The sequence below is a fragment of the Burkholderia savannae genome (assembly GCF_001524445.2).
Classification (GTDB): domain Bacteria; phylum Pseudomonadota; class Gammaproteobacteria; order Burkholderiales; family Burkholderiaceae; genus Burkholderia; species Burkholderia savannae.
In genome coordinates, this window is the sequence record NZ_CP013417.1 from 1,233,695 (window position 1) to 1,254,942 (window position 21,248).

21 protein-coding genes and 1 tRNA gene are annotated in these 21,248 nt (G+C 64.1%); 15 read left to right on the forward strand and 7 right to left on the reverse strand.

Features of this window, described 5'->3' with window-relative positions:
* Window positions 1-61: 61 nt before the first annotated feature.
* From WS78_RS06185 to WS78_RS35600, 3 genes are all read right to left on the reverse strand, one after another.
* Window positions 62-1,207, reverse strand: a complete 1,146-nt coding sequence (locus WS78_RS06185; protein ID WP_059577085.1) for an integrase — start codon at window positions 1,205-1,207, stop codon at window positions 62-64.
* 97 nt (window positions 1,208-1,304) lie between these two features.
* A complete protein-coding gene (locus WS78_RS06190; protein ID WP_059577088.1) occupies window positions 1,305-2,303 on the reverse strand; it encodes a tyrosine-type recombinase/integrase in 999 nt (332 codons plus the stop codon).
* Between the two features lie 55 nt (window positions 2,304-2,358).
* Window positions 2,359-2,778 (reverse strand): helix-turn-helix domain-containing protein, encoded by a 420-nt coding sequence (locus WS78_RS35600; protein ID WP_156437449.1) that lies wholly within the window; start codon window positions 2,776-2,778, stop codon window positions 2,359-2,361.
* A gap of 677 nt (window positions 2,779-3,455) precedes the next feature.
* Between WS78_RS35600 and WS78_RS06200 the strand changes: the two genes are divergently transcribed.
* The 12 genes from WS78_RS06200 to WS78_RS35605 all read left to right on the forward strand — a co-directional run bounded on the left by WS78_RS06200 (window position 3,456) and on the right by WS78_RS35605 (window position 13,079).
* The gene (locus WS78_RS06200; RefSeq protein ID WP_010107135.1) at window positions 3,456-3,755 is read left to right on the forward strand and encodes a hypothetical protein; all 300 of its coding nucleotides are present in this window, start codon (window positions 3,456-3,458) and stop codon (window positions 3,753-3,755) included.
* 86 nt (window positions 3,756-3,841) lie between these two features.
* On the forward strand, window positions 3,842-4,051 hold the full coding sequence (locus WS78_RS06205; RefSeq protein WP_011852350.1) for a major capsid protein: 210 nt from the start codon (window positions 3,842-3,844) through the stop codon (window positions 4,049-4,051).
* 66 nt (window positions 4,052-4,117) lie between these two features.
* Window positions 4,118-4,441 (forward strand): hypothetical protein, encoded by a 324-nt coding sequence (locus tag WS78_RS06210; RefSeq protein ID WP_059577094.1) that lies wholly within the window; start codon window positions 4,118-4,120, stop codon window positions 4,439-4,441.
* A 79-nt stretch (window positions 4,442-4,520) separates the two neighbouring features.
* Window positions 4,521-6,461 (forward strand): virulence factor TspB C-terminal domain-related protein, encoded by a 1,941-nt coding sequence (locus tag WS78_RS06215; RefSeq protein ID WP_059577099.1) that lies wholly within the window; start codon window positions 4,521-4,523, stop codon window positions 6,459-6,461.
* A complete protein-coding gene (locus WS78_RS06220) occupies window positions 6,458-6,739 on the forward strand; it encodes a DUF2523 domain-containing protein (protein ID WP_059577103.1) in 282 nt (93 codons plus the stop codon). Before WS78_RS06215 ends, WS78_RS06220 begins: the two co-directional genes overlap by 4 nt.
* Entirely contained in the window at window positions 6,736-7,662 is a 927-nt protein-coding gene (locus tag WS78_RS06225) for a zonular occludens toxin domain-containing protein (RefSeq protein ID WP_059577106.1), read from the forward strand. The genes WS78_RS06220 and WS78_RS06225 overlap by 4 nt, the downstream gene beginning before the upstream one ends.
* Window positions 7,659-9,023, forward strand: coding sequence for a type II secretion system protein GspD (locus WS78_RS06230; RefSeq protein WP_059577109.1), 1,365 nt, complete (start codon window positions 7,659-7,661; stop codon window positions 9,021-9,023). The genes WS78_RS06225 and WS78_RS06230 overlap by 4 nt, the downstream gene beginning before the upstream one ends.
* 99 nt (window positions 9,024-9,122) lie before the next feature.
* Window positions 9,123-9,704, forward strand: a complete 582-nt coding sequence (locus WS78_RS06235; RefSeq protein WP_059577113.1) for a hypothetical protein — start codon at window positions 9,123-9,125, stop codon at window positions 9,702-9,704.
* 502 nt (window positions 9,705-10,206) lie between these two features.
* Entirely contained in the window at window positions 10,207-11,106 is a 900-nt protein-coding gene (locus tag WS78_RS06240; protein WP_059577230.1) for a rolling circle replication-associated protein, read from the forward strand.
* Between the two features lie 101 nt (window positions 11,107-11,207).
* A complete protein-coding gene (locus tag WS78_RS06245) occupies window positions 11,208-12,092 on the forward strand; it encodes a tyrosine-type recombinase/integrase (protein ID WP_249045008.1) in 885 nt (294 codons plus the stop codon).
* Window positions 12,093-12,279: 187 nt separating this feature from the next.
* Window positions 12,280-12,735, forward strand: a complete 456-nt coding sequence (locus WS78_RS06250) for a hypothetical protein (RefSeq protein ID WP_156437450.1) — start codon at window positions 12,280-12,282, stop codon at window positions 12,733-12,735.
* A 23-nt stretch (window positions 12,736-12,758) separates the two neighbouring features.
* Window positions 12,759-13,079 carry a hypothetical protein gene (locus WS78_RS35605; RefSeq protein WP_156437451.1) on the forward strand — a complete coding sequence of 107 codons (321 nt, stop codon included), beginning with the start codon at window positions 12,759-12,761 and terminating at the stop codon, window positions 13,077-13,079.
* 286 nt (window positions 13,080-13,365) lie between these two features.
* Here the strand turns inward: WS78_RS35605 and WS78_RS06255 are convergent.
* Both WS78_RS06255 and WS78_RS06260 read right to left on the reverse strand, forming a co-directional pair.
* Window positions 13,366-13,440, reverse strand: a tRNA-Val gene (locus tag WS78_RS06255).
* Between the two features lie 160 nt (window positions 13,441-13,600).
* The gene (locus WS78_RS06260) at window positions 13,601-14,503 is read right to left on the reverse strand and encodes a LysR family transcriptional regulator (RefSeq protein ID WP_059577120.1); all 903 of its coding nucleotides are present in this window, start codon (window positions 14,501-14,503) and stop codon (window positions 13,601-13,603) included.
* A gap of 123 nt (window positions 14,504-14,626) precedes the next feature.
* Here WS78_RS06260 and WS78_RS06265 point away from each other — a divergent pair, with 123 nt between their 5' ends.
* The 3 genes from WS78_RS06265 to WS78_RS06280 all read left to right on the forward strand — a co-directional run bounded on the left by WS78_RS06265 (window position 14,627) and on the right by WS78_RS06280 (window position 19,400).
* Complete coding sequence (locus WS78_RS06265) at window positions 14,627-16,402, forward strand: acyl-CoA dehydrogenase family protein (protein ID WP_082717334.1); 1,776 nt, start codon at window positions 14,627-14,629, stop codon at window positions 16,400-16,402.
* Window positions 16,399-17,856: a CaiB/BaiF CoA transferase family protein gene (locus tag WS78_RS06270; protein ID WP_059577123.1), complete on the forward strand. Its 1,458-nt coding sequence runs from the start codon at window positions 16,399-16,401 to the stop codon at window positions 17,854-17,856. Before WS78_RS06265 ends, WS78_RS06270 begins: the two co-directional genes overlap by 4 nt.
* 212 nt (window positions 17,857-18,068) lie before the next feature.
* Window positions 18,069-19,400 carry an MFS transporter gene (locus WS78_RS06280; protein WP_059577239.1) on the forward strand — a complete coding sequence of 444 codons (1,332 nt, stop codon included), beginning with the start codon at window positions 18,069-18,071 and terminating at the stop codon, window positions 19,398-19,400.
* A gap of 141 nt (window positions 19,401-19,541) precedes the next feature.
* On the opposite strand, the gene WS78_RS06285 is transcribed toward WS78_RS06280, so the two are convergent.
* Together WS78_RS06285 and argA are read right to left on the reverse strand one after the other, a co-directional pair.
* Entirely contained in the window at window positions 19,542-19,817 is a 276-nt protein-coding gene (locus tag WS78_RS06285; RefSeq protein WP_038748763.1) for an oxidative damage protection protein, read from the reverse strand.
* 51 nt (window positions 19,818-19,868) lie between these two features.
* Complete coding sequence (gene argA / locus WS78_RS06290) at window positions 19,869-21,245, reverse strand: amino-acid N-acetyltransferase (RefSeq protein ID WP_038748765.1); 1,377 nt, start codon at window positions 21,243-21,245, stop codon at window positions 19,869-19,871.
* Between the last annotated feature and the right edge of the window lie 3 nt (window positions 21,246-21,248).

Sequence of the window (21,248 nt, forward strand, 5' to 3'; positions counted from 1 at the left end):
CGGCAAACTGACCTCTAGCGCTATTCAACACAAGGCAGCTGGACTTCCTCGGCTGAGCTGCTCAAGGTTGGTGCGGGCGATCCGGTAGCAGTCTATCCGCGCTTGCCACAAGCCGCCGTAGCTCGTGCGTTAATTGCTCGATGGTCAGCGGCGTTACAGCCGGATCGGCTGGGCCGTCCAGCCGCCGTGCTACGTCGTCAAGTTGCAGGTGAGTGTACCGTTCGAGCATCGCCCATGTTTTATGACCGGTAATGCGGGCTACTTCCGGCACGGTCAGCCCGCGCTCGAAGAATCGCGAGGTCGCCTCATGACGCAGATCGTGGAAGCGGAAGTTGTCGAGGCATGCGCGCCGTGTGGCGCGGATGAAGGCGCGCTTCACTGCCTCCGCCGTTACGCCCGCAAACACTGCGCCGGCACCGTTCCCGCGTCTGTTGAGAGTTGCAAGTATCTCGATGGCACGCGAAGACAGGGGCACGCCGCGAGCTGTTCTGTTCTTCGTCATGGGCAGATAGGCGCAGCGTCCGGACAAGCGGATGCGCTGCCAATCGAGGCTGACAAGCTCGGATTGCCGCATTGCTGTTTCGAGGGCAAGTTCAACTACCGGGCGCAGGTACGGAGCGCGGGCATCATCACACGCGGAGAGTAGTGCGGCTTGTTCCCCCAGCTTCAAGCGTCGATCCCGTGGCGGTGCCTCTGCGGGACGACGTACTGCGCGGAACGGATTCTCTGTCAGCGGTGCAGACCATTCCTCAATACCGATTTTGACGACGTGCGCGAGCAACGTCATATCCCGCCTGACTGTCGATCCGCTGACCGTCAGCAGGCGAGTGTCGCGCCATTCTGCTACGCGTGGGCGGTCGAGGTTGAGGATCGGGCAGTCCGCTATCGCATGCTTGAGAAGGCCGTTCATGCGGATTGCTTCTTGGTCGGCGGCGCGCTTGCCGGGCGTAACGGTCGTGAGGTAGCGTCGCATCAGATCGCCCAGCGTGCGGTACTGGACTTCACACTCAGCGGCGATTCGCTGGCGCTCGGTTTCCATCTTCGACGCGTGGATGCGGTGGTGGATGAATGCCTCTTGCTCGGCAATCCATGTCTCGGCGTCTGTCCTGTCTTGGAACGCGCGGGAGAGCGTCGGGAAACCCTTGACGCGGATTGTTGCTTGAAGGCGTATGCCGCTGCGGCGGGAGCGTGATTGGATAGTGCCCATGCCTGTTCTCCATTTGAGGTTGTAGGCGCGGGCAGTCATGCTGACTTTGCTCGGGACGACCACTATGCCGCCCGAGTGTTGCTGTTTCGTGGCAGGGCTAACCCAGTTTCTTCGCCAAGTCCTCGGCCCGGAGGTGCGTGTACCGCTGTAGCATGCTCAGAGTTTTATGGCCCGTGATGCTGGCTACCTCCATCGGATTGAGACCTTTCTCGAATAGGCGGCTTGTCGCTTCGTGCCGGAGGTCGTGGAAGCGCAGGCCGTCAATGTTCGCCCTGCTACGGGCTCGGCGGTATGCGCACTTGATTGCATCAACCGTCAGGCCGGGGAATACTGGGCCAATTCGGTCGGCAGTGACCTGAGCAAGCGCGTCCACAGCGCGGGAGGATAGGGCTACGGTTCGCTCTTCGTCGTTCTTGGAATCGGGTAGCCAGAGGACTCGGCGGTCAAGATTGATGTTCGCCCACTCGATGCCTACGATTTCACTTCGTCGCATCCCGGTTTCGATTGCGAGGAGTACGGCGGGGTAGAGATGCTTATTGCGGGCTCGCTTGCATTCATACAGAAGCAGCGATTCTTCGCCGCCCTCGGTGCGTCGGTTGCGTGGCTTGTTGTGCTTCGGTCGTCGGATGCGGCTTACCGGATTGGCAGGCAGGTGGATCGCCCATTCGATCATCGCCGTCGAGAACACATGCGACAGCAGATTTAGCTCCCGGTTGACCGTGCTTCCGCTGACCGACTGTAGGCGCTCGTCGCGCCATTCAGCCAGCACGGCGGGCGATACGTTAGCGGCTGCGTACTGGCATAGAGGCCACGCCAGCATGGACCGGATGCGCTTGACTTCCTGCTCGCCGCTTTTCTTGGTCGGGGATACGCGCTCAGCGTAGCGCTGTAGGAGGTCGCCTAGGGTAGTTGCTCGCGCAGCGGCGGTGTCCACGAACGTCCCTCGGCGCATTTCGGCTTCAATGGACTGCGCCCAGTTCTCCGCTTCTGCCTTGGTCGGGAATGATTTGGATTGGACGGGGAACCCCTTGAGCCGTACCTTTGCTTGCCAACGATGCTCGGGGGAGTGGGTGTCGCGACGAGTGATGGTCGCCATGTGAAAACGCCTCCTAGGTGTCCCCGGAGTGTCCCGAGAGCAAACTAGGAGGCGTTTAAGCACTGGCTAAGTGCTTGAATTCTTTGGTGGGCGGTACTGGGATCGAACCAGTGACCCCTGCCGTGTGAAGGCAGTGGGCTGTTGCTGCTTGGGCGTTGTTCGGTACGGTGCCGCCAAAGCCCGTCCAGACCAACAGGGCCAGTGCGCCGCCAACGCTCACTGCCCGCAAATTCGCGAGGGCGGTTTTCCAAATGTGCGCATATCGCCCGTTAAGTTGGCCCTCGATTTCCGCAACAGTTTCTAGGACCGGGAGCCCGGCTTGTTCCGCGAGATATGCGATCTCGCTCGCTTCTGGTTTGCGGCGGCCTGCTTTCCAGTCTGTTAGGCGGTTCGGATGCATGCCAAGCCCCTCGGCTAACGTTGCCGACGAACCGGCTTTTTCGCGTGCAGCGTCGATCAATTGCGAGATATTCATACAAATCCCTTGCGTCTACCAAAATTGGTTGCTATTCTTTGGCTACCAATTTTGGTTGCGACCAGAAATGGTTGATTGGCGAAGTCTAACAGGCTGTCAGGAAAGGTAAACCCCACACTAACGGGGTCATATCACAACCAAACGGGGGGGGAGGTAGTGCCGAAATACCAAGTCCATGCCTACACGCAATGCGGTCACAACCGTGTTGCCGTCGTCGCTGTCACAGCCCGCAATGCCGAAAGTGCGCGGGGAAAGGCCCGCTCGGAGCTGTCGCGCCGTGGTCGCCGTGCCGATTCCCTCACGTTGATTTCCGTTCAAGTCAGTGCGCCGTCATGCGTCATCGCTCGCATGGCGTAGGGGGGGGCAAGTTGAGCGAAATCTACCTTTATCGCCTCGTGTTCTGCGTTTTGCTGGCGTTCGTGTCCTCGACAGTGCTCGCTATCCAGTTGGAGCGCATCCTCGAGAGCTTCATCCGACGTGTGCGGGTCCGATTGAGTCGCCGTCGGAACCGTTAAGTGATTTCCCCCGTAGTACGCCGCGTTATTTCGGCCCTCGGATAGCGCGGCGCTTTGTGGACGGCTGACCTAGCGTCCACCTTTTTCGATTCGCGCGTACGTCGCGCATGTAGCCGGAGCGGCTCTAGTCATTACGTATAGCAGTCCTAACAGGGAGTTTTCATGAGCAAGCAAAAGTTGACCATTCTGCAAGTGATCCAGCGCGGCGGCATTTCGAAGCGCACCGGCCAGCCGTGGGAGATTCACACGGCGCAATGCGTGCTGGAGCAAGAGAGCAGCGAGGGTAAGCAAATCCTCGTCGGCACGATCAATCTGCCGGCCGCGCTGAAGGATTCCCCGACCGGCGACTATCTCGCGGAGTTCGCGCTTCAACAGTCGATGGAGGGCAAGCTCGAACCCCGCATCGTGTCGCTGGTGCCGTTTGGTCGACCGACCGCTAAGGCTGCGGCTGCATCGTCGTAATCCGTCAAGGAAACCGGATCGCTCGAAGCTGGCCCACACGGGCGGTTCTCTCACTACCGGGCCTGAACCTGAGAGGAAAAAATCAAATGAAGAAGTTGGTTGCAGTTGCGGCGCTCGCTACGGCAAGCATGGGTGCATTCGCGGCGGACGTGCCGGTCGTGGCGATGGACGTTGGCCCGGTCGTGAGCTCGATTACCGGTATCGGCCCGAACATCGCACTCGTCGGCGGTGCGGTGCTCGCGGTGTCGGCGGCGATGTTCGGCTATCGCGCGGTGAAGAGCTTCCTCGGTCGCTGATCGCGTGAACTCCTGAGCCCCTGGTATGTGCGCGCGTACCGGGGGCTTTTTCTTGGGTGAAAGCCAATGAAAAGGTGGGTGGTTGCTTCGTTGTTCGGCATTGCATTCGGCGCACGCGCGGCGCAAGGCATCGACGTGATGGTGTGCGGCAGCGCGGCCGGTGAGCCGGTGGGCACGGGGCAAACGCCCTGCGCGTTGTCCGATGGCTCGATGGGCGTGCAACAGGTCGTGCATCTGACGCTTGTGAACGGCGGTGCGGCGGGTGATGCACCGATGCATGGCGGGGCGGCTGCGGGCCTGAAAGTGGGGGCGGCGATGCTGCTTGTGTTTGCGATCGCGTACGGGCTGCGTGCGATGCGTCGCTTTCTCGAATCTGCTTCGGAGAGTTAGTCATGCTTTGGTTCTGCGTCGAGTTTTGCGTGACGGTCGGCACGATCGGCGGTGCCGCGCTGATCTTGATGGGGTGAGCATGCGCAAGAGAATTCGCGGCGTCTGGTTGGCGCTGTTCGCGGCGTTCGCGATGTTGTGCAATCAGCAGGCGCATGCACAGGCAGCGCTCGCGCCGATTGAAACCTTCGTGATCAATCGCGCTCAGGCGGCGATCTTGACGCGCCTCGCGATCGCACGCGGCATCGCCGCATCCGATCCGCGCATTGCGGCGACGCTGGCGGGCATGGGGCAGGCGTCGACCATGCTCAATGTCGTCGGGACCGGGGCCGCTGCTGCGCTCGCCTTCGCGGGGGCGCCGGTTTGGCTGACGATTCTGGCGGGCATGGGCATTCTTGCGCTGGGCTCGGCTCTTCAGTTGGGCGATGCGAGCTTCTTATGGAACGAAGATCAAGTCGCGCTTGGCGTGAACGCGTTGCCCGCCAGTGTCGGGGACAACTATGCACCGATTCAGCCGCCCGCGATCGCTATCGATCCGACGCGCCAAAAGATGTTGCTGCCGGAAGTGTGGGCTGCGCGGGCCGGCATTCCGATCTATCGGAACGGGACGTGTGCGGCAAACAACACGTTCTGTAACGGTTATCCGTTTTCGCCGGGATTCGGCACGTCGAATTTCTACGCGACGCGCGGACCGTTCGATATCCTGCCGAGCACGCTCGAACAGGCTCAGCAATTCGCGTGGTATCTGTATCAATACCTTGGGCACTGCGGCCTGAATTCAGGTTGTGTTGAGGAAAACGACACAAACGTCCACTCGCACGTGCTGTATTTCGCGCCGATGCAGAACGTGCCCGGGAACCCGATCGCGTTGCATTACACGGAGTCGCGAACGGTCGCGATCAAAGGCAGAAACGGGCGCGTCACCTATCGCAGCGTCGTGCAAAGCGGGAAGGATTCGCTGTTTCAATACAAGCCGGAAGTCGTGCCGCTCGTGGCCGACGATCTGTCGAAGCTGTGGCCGCGCATGCCGTCGAAGGTCGCGGCGACGCGATTGCCTACTTCGACGATTACGAACCTCGTCAACGAGACGTGGAAGAACGCGGCATCGCAGCCCGGCTACGAGGGCCTGCCGTATCAGCCGATCAGCGAGCGCGATATTGCCGAGTGGGCGAAAGAGAATCCGGGGCAGGTGCCGACCGTCGCCGATCTGTTCTCGTCCGCCGCGCCGAAGGGCAAAGACGTTCTGATAACGCCGTTCGTGCCGCCGCGGCCGATCCCGATTCCCGTGCCGAAGCCGGTGCCGGTGCCCGTGCCGATTCCGGAACCGCGCCCGGCATCCGAAGCGGAACCCCAGCCGCGCCCCGCTCCCGCGCCGGTGCCGGTGCCGGGGACGAATCCGCAGCCGCGCCCGGTGCCTGAACCGCTGCCTCAACCGCAGCCCGTACCGGTGCCGCGCCCGATTCCTCAACCGGTGCCGCAGCCCGTGCCGGTTCCGCTGCCGGAGCCGGTGCCTGTGCCGCGCCCGGTGCCCGAGCCCGTGCCGAGTCCGGTTCCGCAGCCGGCGCCGATTCCAGTGCCCGAACCCGTGCCCGGCCCGGTGCCCATGCCGATCCCGGAGCCGGTGCCGAGTCCGGTTCCCGAACCCATACCGCAACCGATCCCGCAGCCGCTGCCGCAACCCGTTCCCGTGCCGACGCCGGCGCCGGGCACCAATCCGGGAAACGGCCGGCCGTCGCGCGACGACATTTGCGCGATGCATCCCGATGCGTCGGCATGCGCGCCGCTCGGCAGCGCGTCGGATGTGGCCGTGAACAGCAATACGAAGCGCATTTCGCTGTCGCCCCTCTCGATCGGATTGACCAAGGGCGTGTGCCCGGAACCGAAGCGGGTCGTCGTGTTCGGCAGCGAGCTTTCGTTCAGCTATGAGCCGCTGTGCGAGTTCGCCTTGAAGCTGCGCCCGTTGGTGCTGTTGCTGGGCGCGCTGCTCGCCGGCGTCATCTTCGTGACGGGGTTGGCGGCATGAGCTGGGCAAGCCTACTGGTGTCGCTGGTCGGACCGATCGTCACGCGCGTACTGGTCGCGCTCGGCATCGGCTTCGTGACGGTCACGGGAATCGATCTGGTGTTCGCTCAGGTTGTGCAATGGATGTCGGCGAGCGTCGGCGGCTTGAGCTCCGATATCGCGAACGTGCTCGCGCTTGGTGGCGTGGGCGACGGCATCGCGTACGTGCTCGGCGGGCTTTCGGCGCGCGTGTCGTTCTACATGCTCACGTCTACAACGAAAATGGTGTTCGGCAAATGATCACGTTGATCACAGGGGTTCCGGGGAGCGGCAAGACGCTGCACGCGGTCTGGTTGCTGACGAAGATTGCGAAGGGGCGTCGCGTGCTGGTCGACGGCATTCGCGATCTGGCAATCGAGCACGTCGAGATTGACGAGCCTTGGTTGCGCCAGTGGCACGAAAAGGCCGAAGCGCACGACTTGATCGTGATCGATGAGGCGCAACGCATCTACCCGCCGACGACGGTCAGCCAAAAGCCGACGCCGGACGTGGAGCAACTGCACGTGCATCGCCACAAGGGCGTCGACTTCATCCTCATCACGCAGCATCCGCAGCGGATCAGCAAGACGGTGCGCGATCTGGTCGGGCGGCATATCCACGTGCGGAACCTGTTCGGGCTCAAGCGCGCGATGCTCTACGAGTGGGACCACTGCCACAACCCGAGCAGCCTGAAAGACGCGGTGAAACGGCAATGGGCGTATCCGCGCGAGGTGTTCAGGCTCTACACGAGCGCCGAAGTCCACACGAAGAAGCAGGCGGTCGTTCCCAAGGCGTTGTTCGTCGTGCCGATCGCGTTGGGCGTGTTGCTCTACTGCTCGGTGAAGTTCTTCTACAGCGCGCGCGACGGCTTCGGGGTGACGCCGGGTATGTCGGAGTCGGCACACGAAACAGCCGGTGCGCCTGCACCGTCGTCGCAATCCGCGAAGGTCGAGCGCGCGCCGGCCGTGCCCCTGTCGTCTGACTGGCGCATTGCCGGGCGCTACGTGACGGAAGGCGCCGGTTACGTGGTGCTCGTCGCGGCGGACGGCCGATTGCGCCCGGTGTCGCTGGCGGGATTCAGCGGCGAAGGGATGCTGCTGACGGGTGAGGTTGACGGAAAGACCGTTGGTGCATGGTCCGGCGCACAAGCCGGAAAAACAGAACAAGGCGGGGGGATGCAATGACGCGATACGGAGTGCTGATTGGGGCGTTGATCGCGTATTCGGTGGCGGCGGTTGGCGCGGTGCCGCCGTTGCCGACGCTCCCGGTTGACGCGAGCTTGTCGGCCGCCGCGCCGGCGCCAGTCGCCGCACCGACGTTGACGCCGTTGAAGCACGTCGCCGGCACGTCGTTCGATCTGCGGTTCGTGACGGTGGCGCAGATTGTCGACCTGATCTATCAGGAGGCGATGCATACGCCTTACGTGCTCGGCCCGGATGTGCTGAGCGACGGACGGCTCGTGTCGTTCCGCCTGGACGATCGGAATCGCGACGTGCGCACGGTCATGGGCGACTTCCTCGAATCGCTCGGCTTTCAGGTCGTGACGAAGAACGGCGTCGACTACGTGATGAAGAAGCCCGGCGCCGCGCGCGAAAAAGCCGATCAAGACGTGTTCGTCTACAAGCCGCTCTATCGCCGCGTCGACTATCTGCGCTCGCTCATCGAGCCGATGATTGGCGCGCGCGCGATGCCTTTGATGTCGCCCGTCAGCATGCCGCCGCAACCTGTCGGCGCGGTACAGGTGCCCGGCGAATCCGCAACGCCGGCCGGCGACGTGCCCGCGATGCCCGTTGAAACGAGCGTGCAGGCGCGCGGCGACGATCTCGTGATCGTGGGCTCGCATGATGAAGTCGCGCTGTTGCGCAAGGTCGTGCCGGAACTCGACACGGTGCCGAGCGAGGTGGTCGTTCGCGGTTGGGTGTACGAAGTGGCGAACACCGATTCGACCAACACGGCGTGGAGCATCGCGGTTCGCATGCTGAGCGGTCAGCTTCGCGTTTCGAGCGGCGACACGTCGTCGGATACGAGCGCGGTTCGCTTCACGGGGCCGGGCGTCGACGCGGCGATATCGGCACTGAATGCCGATTCGCGATTCAAGGTCGTCAGCGCGCCGCACGTGCGGATCGTATCGGGCGAACGCGTGCGCCTGAACGTCGGGCAGCAGGTGCCGACGCAATCGAGCGTGAGCTACCAAGGCTCGACCGGCACGCCGGTTCAGTCGATCACCTATCAGGATGCGGGTTTGATTTTCGACGTCGAGCCGACCGTGATGCGCGAGGTGATCGAGCTCAAGGTGCGTGAGGAGATTTCCGATTTCGTCGCGACGAAAACCGGCGTCGATACGTCGCCGACGAAGAACACGCGGCAGCTACAGACGGTGACGCGATTGAAGGACGGTGAGGTCGTCGTGTTGGGCGGCTTGATTCAGGATCGCAACGCGACGGCGCGCAGCGGTTATGCGTGGCTGCCGAGCTTTCTCGATGGTCGATCCAGCTCGAAGCAGCGCACGGAGGTTTTGTTGGTTTTGCAGGTTCAGCGGATCTGAGCGGGTTAGCGAATTATATTTATCGTTACGAGTGACGAATATTAATTTATCGTTACAAGTAACGTAAAATAAGGTCAATGCCGATATGGAGCGTTCGCCATGATTCATCCCGAAGACACGAAAACAATTCCGTTACCACTTGAGGTCGTAACGAAAAAGCGTGGTCGCGGTCGTCCTCGCAAGGAAGACGGAGCGTTGACGAATGCGCAACGTCAGGCGGCATACCGCGAGCGGCGCAAGGCGTCAGGCAATCCCGTTACGGTAACGAAAAATATTCCACCTGCTGTCGACGCTTATGACGAGCTAGTAATGGAGAACGAGCGGCTTCGCGAAGAATTGGCGCAACTCCGTCGCGATTTAGAGGCGTCGAAGCGCAAGGCTATCGATCCGCAACGTTCGCGTGCGTCAGTCGTGCATGAGGTTGATTGGGTTCGGCGAGTGGTGCGATTGCCGATTCATGCGAGCAAGGATTACGAGCGTCGCCGATTCAGTTTTACCGTCGACCAACGGGCACATTTCGCGCTTGATCGGCTGGCGGTTGATGCGGGGCTATCAAAGGCAGAAGTGGTCGAGCGCTTGGCGTATTGGGCTGACGAGTTGATGCGCGGGGCGTTTGAGTACGACATGGACGGATTTAATCGTTATCTCGATCGCGGGCGTAACGAAAAATCGGGCGTCTAGCGTCGGGAGTGTCCGGCCGAGGCCGAAGCGGCGTAGGGCGACGGCGGCAATGCGAAGTCCTGGCCTTTGTCGCGCGGCTCAGCGCGGCCCGCCGGACCGAGTAGCGGGTAATCGCGGGGGCGGGGAGCGGAGGCGCTGCGGCGATGGCCCCTCCATTCTGCAAGGCACTGCCGCGCGGGGCGCTTCCGGCGCGATAGGGGCGGGCGTAGGCGGTTCGGTGGCGAGGGGTTGGGGGTTGAAGTGCGCGGGGCTCGCCCAGCGCAGCAGAGCGCGCCGGGCGGGCCGCGCGCAGCGCGGCCCCTAAACTTGTACCTCTAACACTTAACGGAAATAGCTCACGTTGACGCCTGGAACAGGCGTGAGAAAAAGAAAAGCCCGACGATCGTTCGCAGCGATCCCGGGCCGTGATCAACATCGGATATACGAGGTATCCAACGTGGATGCAGCCATTGTAGGTCAGGAAACACGTTCGTTCCAAAGTCTGGTGAACGATGTCGGTTCGATGCAGGCGCTGAATCGCTCGCGTTGCGACAGTGCGTCGGCGTTCCAGTGCTCGGACTATTCGCCGTTCAGCGACGAATACATCGTGCGCACGCAGCGATTCGAGGATGGACAGCAGGAGGTCGTAGCGTTCAGCGTGGCCGTGCAACGCCATTTTCATGAGCTGCGTTTGCGTCCGCGCGGTCTTCGGGGAAAGCGTGTGGCTCTGGAGGGGGAGACGGAAGACGATGTTGCAACGAAGTCCAACAAGTCGCTTCGCACGTCGATCGAGCGATCGAAGCGGATGATTCGGAAGCGCTGCAAGGCGATCCGGGCCGATCGCATGCTGACGCTCTCGACGCGTGCGAATGAGGCGCGCATTGAAGTATGGGCGAAGTGGTGGGACGAGTTCCGGCGACGGCTGAACAAGTTGCAAGACTTCCATTACGTGGCGGTGCTCGAACGACAGCAGCGCGGCGCATGGCATATCCACGTGGCCGTGAGCGGTCGGCAGAACTGGAAACTGTTGCGCTCGATCTGGCTGTCGGTGATCAGCAAGGCGGGAACCGATGGTGCGGTGAACGACAGCACGCGTGGATTCGGCAAAAACGGCTTTTTTAGGCGGATCGGCGGCAAGGGGCGGGCGATGCGGCATCGGATTGCGACGTACATCGCAAAGTATGTCGGCAAGGATGCGGACGCGTCGACGTTCAATAAGAAGCGATATTGGACGAGCAAGGGCATTGTCGTGCCGGAGACGACGACCTATGCGCACTTGGGCTCGGAGGCGGGCGCGATGGATGCGGTTGTGGCTGCGCATCGGTGCGTGCTTGAGAACGGCGCGACGTGCGACGGGGCGCAGTTCTATTGGAATCAGGGGGTGGGGGTGTTCTGGATGGCGACAGGAAACGTTGACAGCTAATTGATTCGTTGGGCTGGCTTGACGCGGAATAGATTGTTGGTGTCTTGGCAAACTTCCACGATTAAGGTGATTATTCACGTTTCCGAGTTTATTGATAATCGATGGCGCGTGAGACGTTAAGAAAAATGACTTTCGAGGAAGTTGTCGGAATTTACCTGTCTGCCAAGACGCACCGTAGTCGGCAGAGGGATTTATATTCGTTGAAGCGATTGCAGCCTTACTTTGGTGGCCGCGATCTTGTCGCGTTGAAACGGGCCGATGTGCGGGGCTATATCAGTGCTCGACGGGATGAAGGGGTGCTTGAAACGACCATTCAACGCGAACTGCGCTTTTTTTCTGCCGCAATCAATTTCGTACGAATCGAGTACGATCGATCGGATCTGCCTAATCCGGTCGTTAGACTTGCGATAACGTCCGGGGCGTCGCGGGTACGTTGGATTAGTCGCAGTGAGGCGGAATCGTTGGTTGAGAGTGCGGGGCGCTTTGCGCGTCGGCCGCACTTGTCGAATTTCATTCGGCTGGCGTTACATACGGGGTGCCGTAAAAACGAGTTGTTGATGTTGGAATGGGCGCGTGTCGATTTTGATCGGCGGGTGTTGCAGTTGGACCCGGAAAACACCAAGAACGGTAAGCGGCGTGTTGTGCCGTTGAACGATGAGGCGGTGACGGCGTTACGCGATCAGCGCGATTGGGTAAAGCGCCATGCATCGAGATCGCGATGGGTGTTCGCGGTGGCTTCGGGCGATCGGTTGACGACGATCCAGAAAGGATTTCGGGCCGCATGTGGGCGCGTGGGAATCGAGGATTTTCGCGTCCACGATCTGCGCCACACGTTCGCATCATGGCTGGTCATGGCGGGAGTCTCCTTGTATGTCGTCAAAGACCTACTTGGGCACTCGTCGATCACGGTCACGGAGCGCTACGCGCACTTAGCGCCGCACGTCGGGGTTGCTGCGGTTCAGTTGTTGCTGCCTGCCCGTGAGTAAGGGGAGCCCAATGATGCATAGTGTTCTGGTTCTGGCGTTGTGTCGGTCTGGCAGAATTGAGCCTGTCGGTTGCCGCCTATATCCGGTTTTCATGTAATTGTTTTTGTCTTGTCTAATAACAACTGTGACGTCAACTCGGACAATTTTTCACGCTAACGTGCAGGTGGCGCTAGATCAGGCGGAGCCCATGATTGCAACGCTCTGGGGGACAGAGCCTGCGCCGACATTATCGATTGTGCGGTGGGATGCGGTGAGGGGGATCATCGCTGGTTGGCCGCAAGACGCAGTGCTTGATTGGGGGGAGGCGATCAAAAAATGCCGGAACATGCCGCGTAGTTGCTTCATTGGCGTACAGACGGATACGGGCGTACCAATCCTCGCGCTGATACGGGTTAGCGATGCGCATCTGCATACGAATCTGCTGTTTCTGGAGAAGGACGAGAACGAAGTCCCATCGGGTCTCGCTATGACGATGGTGGACGCAGTCCTCGAGGTGGTGGCGGCAGTTTTCGGGTCGAATCGAATTGTGCTGGATAACCCCCTGTCGGGTTTGCAAGCTTATTACGAACAATTCGGGTACGAACGGATGAAGAAGCGTGGGCGAGAGACGCATGCCATGTTCAAAACCGCTTCAGTCCAGTAAGATAGGCTACGGAGGTAAGCAAAATGTCCGCTTTGAAAACGTTCAAGTCGCCCAGGGGGCGCACTTCGGGCAAGCAAAGAGTCGGCGGTAAAGCTGTGGCTAAGGCGTCGAAGATATCTCGCAAGAAGGGAGCGATGTTCATCACGCGCAGTGAGGTGCGGGCTTCCGCCGAGCAGTTGAACGACGAACAGCAGGCCCAATTGCGAGAGGCACGGGCACGCGCTAAGGCGGTCGTGTCCAAGCCGAGTTTGAGCCTTGATGCACTTCGTGCTCGTGTGCGGCGAGCGGCACAGTGGGAAAAGGATCACGGTGTGTTATCGGTGTTCGCTGGCACTCGACGGTAGGTTGGTTGCCGCATCACAATAAGCCCCGCTCAGGCGGGGTTTGTTATTTGTGCTGGGTGCGCAAGCAAGCCGGTGAGGTTGTTTGGGCGCTGGCGGCAAGACTGCCCTGTTGAGATCGGATGCGATGGTCGGCGTCGTTCCTCGGGAAGACCGGGAGAGCCCCAAAAAAAAGCCCCGCAAGTGCGGGGCTCTTTTGCTTATTAGCTGAGCGCTGGTTCGGGGTGTCCGTTGAGGATCTGCCTGAACCAGTCTTTGAAGCGCCGCCAGAGGTTACGCTTGGTGTCTTTGGTGGGCGGTACTGGGATCGAACCAGTGACCCCTGCCGTGTGAAGGCAGTGCTCTACCGCTGAGCTAACCGCCCAAAGAGCCTTGAATTATGTCAGAGCTTTTTCGTTTCGTAAAGCACTTTTTCCAACATAACCCATCTGACGGGTGCGGACCGCGCATCGCGCGGCCCGGGACCGGATTCTACCGGCAATCGGGCACTTTTATCCAGTACTTTTTCAGCGCCGCGTGCGCCGTCACTTCGTCGCGCCGCGAAGGCGCCGGATCTCGTCGTCTAGATACTCCTCGAGCCGCTCGGCGACGGGTTCCCGCTCGTTCGCGCGCCGCAGCCGCAACGTGTGCGATTCGAGCGCATCGCCGCCAAGCGGCAGGTAGCGCAGCCGCTCGCTGCGCACCTGGCGCAGCACGCTCGGCACCAGCGCGACGCCCATCTCGAATTCGACCATCGTCAGCACCGTTTGCCACAAGCGCGCCTCGTGCCGGATCTGCGGGCTGAAGCCGGCGCTCACGCACTGCGCGATGATGAGGTCGTGGTAGTGGGGCGCCGCGTCGCGCGGGAACAGGATGAACGGCTCGTGCGCAAGCGTCGCGAGATCGATGCGCTTGCGCCGTGCAAGCCGGTGCGACGCGGGCAGGCAGCAAAGGAACGGCTCGGAGAAGATCGTGTCGGCGTCGATTTCGGGCGGGAACGTGCCCCAATGCGCGTAGCCGACGTCGATCTGCGCGCGCAGGATCGCCTGCACCTGCTCGTGCGTGTTCATCTCCTTCAGCACGACTTCGACGTTCGGATAGTCCGCCTCGAAGCGCCGCACCGCGGGCGGCAGTCCGCGGTACAGCATCGAATTGACGAAGCCGATCCTGAGCCGTCCCGCGAGCCCCGACGCCGACCGAATCGTCAGACGTCGCGCTTCCTGCGCCTGCAGCAGCAGCCGGCGCGCCTCGCCGAGCAGCACTTCGCCGGCATTCGTCAGCGCGACCGACTTGCTCGTGCGCGCGAACAGCTGCACGCCGAGTTCGTCCTCGAACTTGCGGATGTCGAAGCTGAGGGCCGGCTGCGAGATGAACAACCGTTTCGCCGCGCGGCCGAAATGCAGTTCCTCCGCGACGGCGACGAAGTAGCGCAATTGCTTCAGGTCCATCACGTCTCCGTTCGGCTCGATCGATAAATACAGCTTATCGTACTGGATAAATCCTGTATTGGACGATTATCGATCGGGGTTCTACGCTCGTCGAACCAGGAGACATGCGCCAGGAGACAAGCGATGAACATGATGAAGGAAATCGTCGACGCGAGCGCGCCCGCGGCGGGCGCCGCCAACATCCCCGACTCGCGGGGCATCAACTTCTTCACGAGCGACCCCGATTGCGCGGCGCTGTTGCGGCTGCATCTCGGCGACGCGCGCTATCGCGGGCTCGAGCCCGAGCTGCGCGCGCTCGGGCTGCGCGCGTCGGACGAGCTCGACCGTCTCGCGTCGCGCGCCGACAAGAATCCGCCCGCGCTTCATCCGCGCACGCGCCGCGGCGAGCCCCTCGAATCGATCGACAAGCATCCGGACTACGTCGCGCTCGAGCGCGTCGCGTATGCGGAGCTCGGGCTGGCGGCGATGAGCCATCGCGCCGATGCGCCGCCGCCGCTCGTCAAGTACGCGCTGACGTTCCTGTTCGTCCAGGCCGAGTTCGGTCTCTGCTGTCCCGTCAGCATGACCGATTCGCTGACGCGCACGCTGCGCCGTTACGGTTCGCGCGAGCTCGTCGAGCGCTTCCTGCCGCGGCTCGCGTCGCGCGATTTCGACGTGCTGTATCAAGGCGCGATGTTCATGACCGAGCAGGCGGCGGGTTCCGACGTCGGCCGGATCGCGACGCGCGCGGTGCGCGAGACGGCCGCCGACGGCTCGACGGCCTGGCGTCTGTACGGCGACAAATGGTTCTGCTCGAACGCGGACGCCGATCTCGCGATGGTGCTTGCGCGGCCCGAGGGCGCGCCCGAGGGCGTCAAGGGGCTCGCGTTGTTCCTGTTGCCGAAGACGCTCGCCGACGGTTCGCGCAACCGCTATCGGATCGTGCGGCTGAAGGACAAGCTCGGCAGCCGCTCGATGGCGAGCGGCGAGATCACGCTCGAGGGCGCGCAAGCGTATCTGATCGGCGAGATCGGGCGCGGCTTTCATCAGATGGCGGACATGATCAACATGTCGAGGCTGTCGAACGGCGTGCGCGCGGCGGGGCTGATGCGCCGCGCGGCGACGGAGGCGCTGCACGTCGCGCGCCATCGCGAGGCGTTCGGCCGCAAGCTGATCGACATGCCGCTGATGCAGCGGCAGCTCGTCAAGATGCTCGTGCCGACCGAGCAGGCGCGGTCGCTCTTCATGCAGATCGCGCTGCTGCTCACGAAGGCGGACGCGGGCGATGCGCAGGCGGCCGGCTGCGTGCGGCTCCTCACGCCGCTCATCAAGTTCCGCGCGTGCCGCGATGCGCGGCGCGTCGCCGGCGACGCGATGGAGGTGCGCGGCGGCACCGGCTACATCGAGGAGTGGAGCGACGCGCGCGTGCTGCGCGACGCGCATCTCGGCTCGATCTGGGAGGGCACGAGCAACATCGTCGCGCTCGACGTCGCGCGGGCGGTCAAGCGCGAAGGCGCGCTCGCGCCGCTGCGCGCGTTCCTGTGCGCCACGCTCGACGCGGCGCGGCTGCCCGACGCGAGTGCGACGCGTTTGCGCCGCGCGCTCGATCGCGCGAGCGACGCGATCGAGCATGTCGCGCGGACGGGGGAAGACGCGCTCGTGCGGCAGGCGGCGTCCTCGCTCTATCACGCGACGACCGCGATCCTGCTCGCGAGCGAAGGGATGCGGCTTGCGCCCGATCACCGGCGGCTCGCGCTCGCGCATCTCGTGTTGCGCTACAGGCTTTCGCCCGTCGATCCGCTCGCGTTGCCGCGCGCCGATGCGCAGGCCGGCGTGCTCGCGGCGCTGCTGAACGATCGGCCGATCGCGCTCGACGATGCGCTGCGGCTGCTCGGCGATGGGTCGGGAGAGGCGGCATGAGCGGCGATGTCTCGAAGCGGTTCCCGCCGTCGAGCGGGCTTGTGGTCGATGCGGCGGCTGCGCGGGCGATCGGTTCGGCGCAGGCATCCGGTGGCGCCGGCGCGGCGGGGCATGCAGCGCACGCATCGTGTTCGGCGTTCGCGCCGCGCGAATCGCTCGTGCCGTCTAGCGAGCCGGGGATGAGAATCGTATCCATCGCGAACACCGAGAACACCGCGAACACACCGAACCCAACCATCCCAAAAAACGCGACGACGACTACGACCGCGCCACCCAGTGCGCTCGCCGGCCTCAAGGTGATCGACCTGAGCCGCGTCCTCGGCGGCCCGTATTGCACGCAGGCGCTCGCGGACCACGGCGCGCGCGTGATCAAGATCGAGCCGCCGACGGGCGACGAAACGCGCGGCTGGGGCCCGCCGTTCTTCGACGACGACGCGTGGTACTTCATCGGCGTGAACCGCAACAAGGAGGGCATCGCGCTCGACCTGTCGCGCGACGAAGGCCGCGCGATTCTCTGGCGTCTGCTCGAGGACGCGGACGTGCTCGTCGAGAACTTCAAACCCGGCACGCTCGCGCGCTGGGGGATGGATTACGAACGCGACCTGCGCGCGCGCTTTCCGCGCCTGATTCACTGCGCGATCACCGGTTTCGGCGCCGACGGCCCGCTCGGCGGGCTGCCGGGCTACGACGCGGTGATTCAGGCGATGGCGGGCCTGATGAGCGTCAACGGCGACGCCGACGGCGACGCGACGCGCATCGGCCTGCCGATCGTCGACATGGTGACGGGCCTGAACGCGCTCGCCGGCATCCTGCTCGCGCTCGCCGAGCGCGAGAAGAGCGGCGCCGGCCAGTCGATCGACATCGCGCTGTACGACTGCGGCGTGTCGCTCCTGCATCCGCATCTGCCGAACTGGTTCGGCTCGGGGCGCACGCCCGCGCGCAGCGGCAACGCGCATCCGAACATCGCGCCGTACGACAGCTATCGCACCGCGAGCGCGCCGATTTTTCTCGCGGTCGGCAACGACCGTCAGTTCGCGCGGCTATGCGCGCATCTCGGCGTGCCGTCGCTCGCGAGCGATCCGCGTTTCGTCGACAACCGCAGCCGCTGCGCGCACCGCGCCGAGCTGAAGGCGCGCCTCGAAGCGCGGCTCGCCGAGCACGACTGCGAGACGCTCGCGCGCGAGCTGATGGGCGAGGGCGTGCCGTGCGGGCCGGTGCGCACGGTCGACGCCGTCGCGCGCGATCCGCACACGCTGCATCGCGCGCTCGTCGTCGAGATGGGCCGCTATCGCGGGGCGGCGTCGCCGATCAAGCTGTCGCGCACGCCCGCGACGTACCGCGTCGCGCCGCCGTCGCTCGGCCGCGACACGCGCGCGGTGCTCGATGCGCTCGGCATCGACGCGGCGACGCAGGCGCGGCTCGCCGAGGCGGGCGTGCTGAAGGAGGCGACGTGAGCGAATGGACGCGGCCGCCGGCTTGACGCGGCGGCCGCGGCTCGATGGTCGGCGCGGGGCGAGCGCGCGGCCGGGCGTCCGAGGGCGATCGATGCGCCCGTCGGCCGAACCGCCCGCGACGCCCGCTTCGCACGGCCGAACCCGGAGCGATCCGGCCCGAACGGTGAAGGCGCGCGCGAGTCGCGCCACCGATGAAAGACATGGAGACAACGATGACATCCCTGCACGATGACCGCGCCGACCGCGCGCCGGTCGGCCAGCCCGCGCGCGCCGCGCTCGCGGCGTTCGTCGGCACGACGATCGAGTGGTACGACTTTTACATCTACGCGACCGCGTCCGCGCTCATCTTCGGCAAGCTGTTCTTTCCGTCGAGCGAGCCGTTCTTCAGCACGCTCGCGTCGTTCGGCACGTTCGCGGTCGGCTTTTTCGCGCGGCCGTTCGGCGGCCTCTTGTTCGGCCATCTCGGCGATCGGATCGGCCGTAAGAAGGCGCTCGTCGCGACGCTCGTGATCATGGCGCTCGGCACGGTCGGCATCGGGCTCTTGCCCGCGTATGCGCAGGCGGGCGTCGTCGCGCCGCTCGCGCTCGTCGTGCTGCGGATCGCGCAGGGCATCGCGATCGGCGGCGAATGGGGCGGCGCGGTGCTGATGGCGAGCGAGCACGCGGGCGCGGACAGGCGCACGTTCTTCGCGTCGTTCGCGCAGCTCGGCAGCCCGGCCGGCTTGATTCTCGCGCTCCTCGCGTTTCGTCTCGCGGCCGGGATTGAGCGCGACGCGTTCCTGTCGTGGGGCTGGCGGCTGCCGTTTCTCGCGAGCGCGGCGCTTCTCGTCGTCGGGCTCGCGATTCGCGCGGGCGTCGCCGAATCGCCGGAGTTCGCGCGCGTGAAGGCGCAGCGGCTCACGTCGGCGCTGCCCGTCGCAGAAGTGGTGTGCAACGCGTGGCGCACGGTGCTGCTCTGTCTCGGCGCGAACGTGATCGGCGTCGCCGGCGCGTGGTTCGTCAATACGTTCATGCTGAACTACACGACGCAAACGCTCGGGCTCGATCGCGCGATGATCCTCGATTGCCTGTTCGTCGTCGCGTTCATCCAGCTCGGCACGCAGCTCGCGTCCGGCTGGTTCGCGCAGCGCATCGGCACGGGGCGCTTCCTGAAGACGGCCGCCGCGCTCGCGATCGCTTCGCCGTATCCGATGTTCGCGCTCGTGTCGACGGGGCGGCCCGTCGCGATCGTCGCCGGCATCGCGATCGCGGTGATGTGCATGTCGAGCTCGTACGCGGTGATGGCGGGCTTCATGTCCACTGCATTCGACGTGCGCGTGCGCTACTCGGCGATCTCGCTGTCGTATCAGCTGTGCGCGGCGCTCGCGGGCGGGCTCACGCCGCTCGCGGGCACGCTGCTCGCGCACCGTTTCGCCGGCCAGTGGTGGCCGCTCGCCGCGTTCTACAGCGCGCTCGCGGCGGTGTCGCTCGTGTGCATCGCGACGCTCGAGCGCGGCAGGCGCGCCGACGTCGGGGCGGCGCGCGCGGCGCTCGCGAAGCCGTGACGGCGTGGCGCGGCGGGCCGGCGCGCGATCGCTCGGCGCACGGAGCATGTCCGTAAAAAAACCTCGGGCAGCGATAGCTGCCCGAGGTTTTCATCCGACGTGCGGAACGTGGAACGTGGAGCGCGGAAGCGGCCGCGCGCGTCAGCCCTGCGTCGGCGGCACGTAGCCGGACGCCTGGTCCGCGCCTTCGCCGAAGAAATACTTCTCGGTCTGTTTCATCAGATACTGCCGCGCGCGCGGATCGGCCATGTTCAGCCGGTTCTCGTTGATGAGCATCGTCTGCTGCTTGAGCCAGCCTTGCCATGCTTCCTTCGACACGCTCTCGTACAACCGCTTGCCGAGCTCGCCGGGCAGCGGCGGGAAGTCGAGTCCCTCGGCTTCCTTGCCGAGCTTCGCGCAGTGAATCATCCGGGCCATCGTGTACCTCTCCTGTAATCGTAATCTGGGGGGAAGGGCGCGCCGCGCCGCTCAGAGCTGCTTCATCAGCACGAGCGACTTGCGCTGCCAGTTATAGAGCTTGCGGCGGTCTTCGGGCAGGTCGTCGACGCTCGCCTTCACGAAGCCGCGCTTCAGGAACCAGTGCTCGGTGCGGGTCGTGAGCACGAAGATCCGCGTGAGGCCGCGTGCGCGGGCGCGCTGCTCGACCCGCTTGAGGAGCCGCTCGCCGTCGCCGGAGCCTTGCGCTTCGGGCGCGACCGTCAGGCACGCCATCTCGCCGATCTTCTCCGTCGAGTACGGATAGAGCGCCGCGCAGCCGAACAGCACGCCGTCGTGCTCGATGACCGAGAAATGATCGATGTCGCGTTCGATCTGGTGGCGGCCGCGCCGCACGAGCGTGCCGTCCGTCTCGAGCGGCTCGATGAGGGTCAGGATGCCGCCGACGTCGTCCGGCGTCGCCTCGCGCAGGCTCTCGAGGTTCTCGTACGAGATCATCGTGCCGACGCCGTCGTGCAGGAACAGCTCGAGCAGCACGCTGCCGTCGAGCGACTGCGGAATCAGGTGCGCGCGCGCGACGCCGCCGCGGCACGCGCGGATCGCGTGCTTCAGGTAGAACGCGTCGTCGCCTTGCAGGTCGCCCGAGTCGAGCAGCTCGGCCGCGACGTCGAGCGACATCTCGCGCACGAGTTCGCCCGCTTCGTCGACGATGCCGGGCGACTCGGTGAGGAAGATGATCTTGTCCGCGCGCAGCGCGATCGCGGCCGCCGACGCGACGTCTTCCATCGACAGGTTGAACGCCTCGCCCGTCGGCGAGAAGCCGAGCGGCGAGAGCAGCACGAGCTTGCGGCTCGCGAGCGAATGGCGGATCGATTCCGCGTCGATCTTGCGCACGACGCCCGTGTGCGCGAAGTCGACGCCGTCGAGAATCCCGACCGGCCGCGCGGTGACGAAGTTGCCCGACACGACGCTGATGTGCGCGTGCGCCATCGGCGTGTTCGGCAAGCCCTGGCTGATCGCCGCCTCGATGTCGAGGCGCACTTCGCCCGCCGCCTCCTTCGCCGATTCGAGCGCGCGCGCGTCGGTGATCCGCAGGCCGTGCGAGAACGCCGATTCGACGCCGTGCAGGCTCAACTGCTCCTCGACCTGCGGCCGCGAGCCGTGCACGAGCACGATCTGGATGCCCATCGCCTGCAGCAGCGCGATGTCGGACACGAGCGCGCTCAGCAGCCCGCGCTGCACGACCTCGCCGCCGAAGCCGACGACGAACGTGCTGTTGCGGAACTTGTGGATATAGGGCGCGACGGAGCGCATCCAGTCGACGAACTGCGCGTGATGGACGGCTTCGTCGGCGGATTGCTGGGGCGCGACGCCCGATTGGGCGGCGGGAAGGTCGGTTTGGGAATTCATGGG

Excerpts from the sequence above, each read along its gene's own strand:
- WS78_RS06185 (WP_059577085.1), bottom strand. The coding sequence starts at position 1,207 with ATGGGCACTATCCAATCACGCTCCCGCCGCAGCGGCATACGCCTTCAA.
- WS78_RS06190 (WP_059577088.1), bottom strand. The coding sequence starts at position 2,303 with ATGGCGACCATCACTCGTCGCGACACCCACTCCCCCGAGCATCGTTGG.
- WS78_RS35600 (WP_156437449.1), bottom strand. The coding sequence starts at position 2,778 with ATGAATATCTCGCAATTGATCGACGCTGCACGCGAAAAAGCCGGTTCG.
- WS78_RS06200 (WP_010107135.1), top strand. The coding sequence starts at position 3,456 with ATGAGCAAGCAAAAGTTGACCATTCTGCAAGTGATCCAGCGCGGCGGC.
- WS78_RS06205 (WP_011852350.1), top strand. The coding sequence starts at position 3,842 with ATGAAGAAGTTGGTTGCAGTTGCGGCGCTCGCTACGGCAAGCATGGGT.
- WS78_RS06210 (WP_059577094.1), top strand. The coding sequence starts at position 4,118 with ATGAAAAGGTGGGTGGTTGCTTCGTTGTTCGGCATTGCATTCGGCGCA.
- WS78_RS06215 (WP_059577099.1), top strand. The coding sequence starts at position 4,521 with ATGCGCAAGAGAATTCGCGGCGTCTGGTTGGCGCTGTTCGCGGCGTTC.
- WS78_RS06220 (WP_059577103.1), top strand. The coding sequence starts at position 6,458 with ATGAGCTGGGCAAGCCTACTGGTGTCGCTGGTCGGACCGATCGTCACG.
- WS78_RS06225 (WP_059577106.1), top strand. The coding sequence starts at position 6,736 with ATGATCACGTTGATCACAGGGGTTCCGGGGAGCGGCAAGACGCTGCAC.
- WS78_RS06230 (WP_059577109.1), top strand. The coding sequence starts at position 7,659 with ATGACGCGATACGGAGTGCTGATTGGGGCGTTGATCGCGTATTCGGTG.
- WS78_RS06235 (WP_059577113.1), top strand. The coding sequence starts at position 9,123 with ATGATTCATCCCGAAGACACGAAAACAATTCCGTTACCACTTGAGGTC.
- WS78_RS06240 (WP_059577230.1), top strand. The coding sequence starts at position 10,207 with ATGCAGGCGCTGAATCGCTCGCGTTGCGACAGTGCGTCGGCGTTCCAG.
- WS78_RS06245 (WP_249045008.1), top strand. The coding sequence starts at position 11,208 with ATGGCGCGTGAGACGTTAAGAAAAATGACTTTCGAGGAAGTTGTCGGA.
- WS78_RS06250 (WP_156437450.1), top strand. The coding sequence starts at position 12,280 with ATGATTGCAACGCTCTGGGGGACAGAGCCTGCGCCGACATTATCGATT.
- WS78_RS35605 (WP_156437451.1), top strand. The coding sequence starts at position 12,759 with ATGTCCGCTTTGAAAACGTTCAAGTCGCCCAGGGGGCGCACTTCGGGC.
- WS78_RS06260 (WP_059577120.1), bottom strand. The coding sequence starts at position 14,503 with ATGGACCTGAAGCAATTGCGCTACTTCGTCGCCGTCGCGGAGGAACTG.
- WS78_RS06265 (WP_082717334.1), top strand. The coding sequence starts at position 14,627 with ATGAACATGATGAAGGAAATCGTCGACGCGAGCGCGCCCGCGGCGGGC.
- WS78_RS06270 (WP_059577123.1), top strand. The coding sequence starts at position 16,399 with ATGAGCGGCGATGTCTCGAAGCGGTTCCCGCCGTCGAGCGGGCTTGTG.
- WS78_RS06280 (WP_059577239.1), top strand. The coding sequence starts at position 18,069 with ATGACATCCCTGCACGATGACCGCGCCGACCGCGCGCCGGTCGGCCAG.
- WS78_RS06285 (WP_038748763.1), bottom strand. The coding sequence starts at position 19,817 with ATGGCCCGGATGATTCACTGCGCGAAGCTCGGCAAGGAAGCCGAGGGA.
- argA (WP_038748765.1), bottom strand. The coding sequence starts at position 21,245 with ATGAATTCCCAAACCGACCTTCCCGCCGCCCAATCGGGCGTCGCGCCC.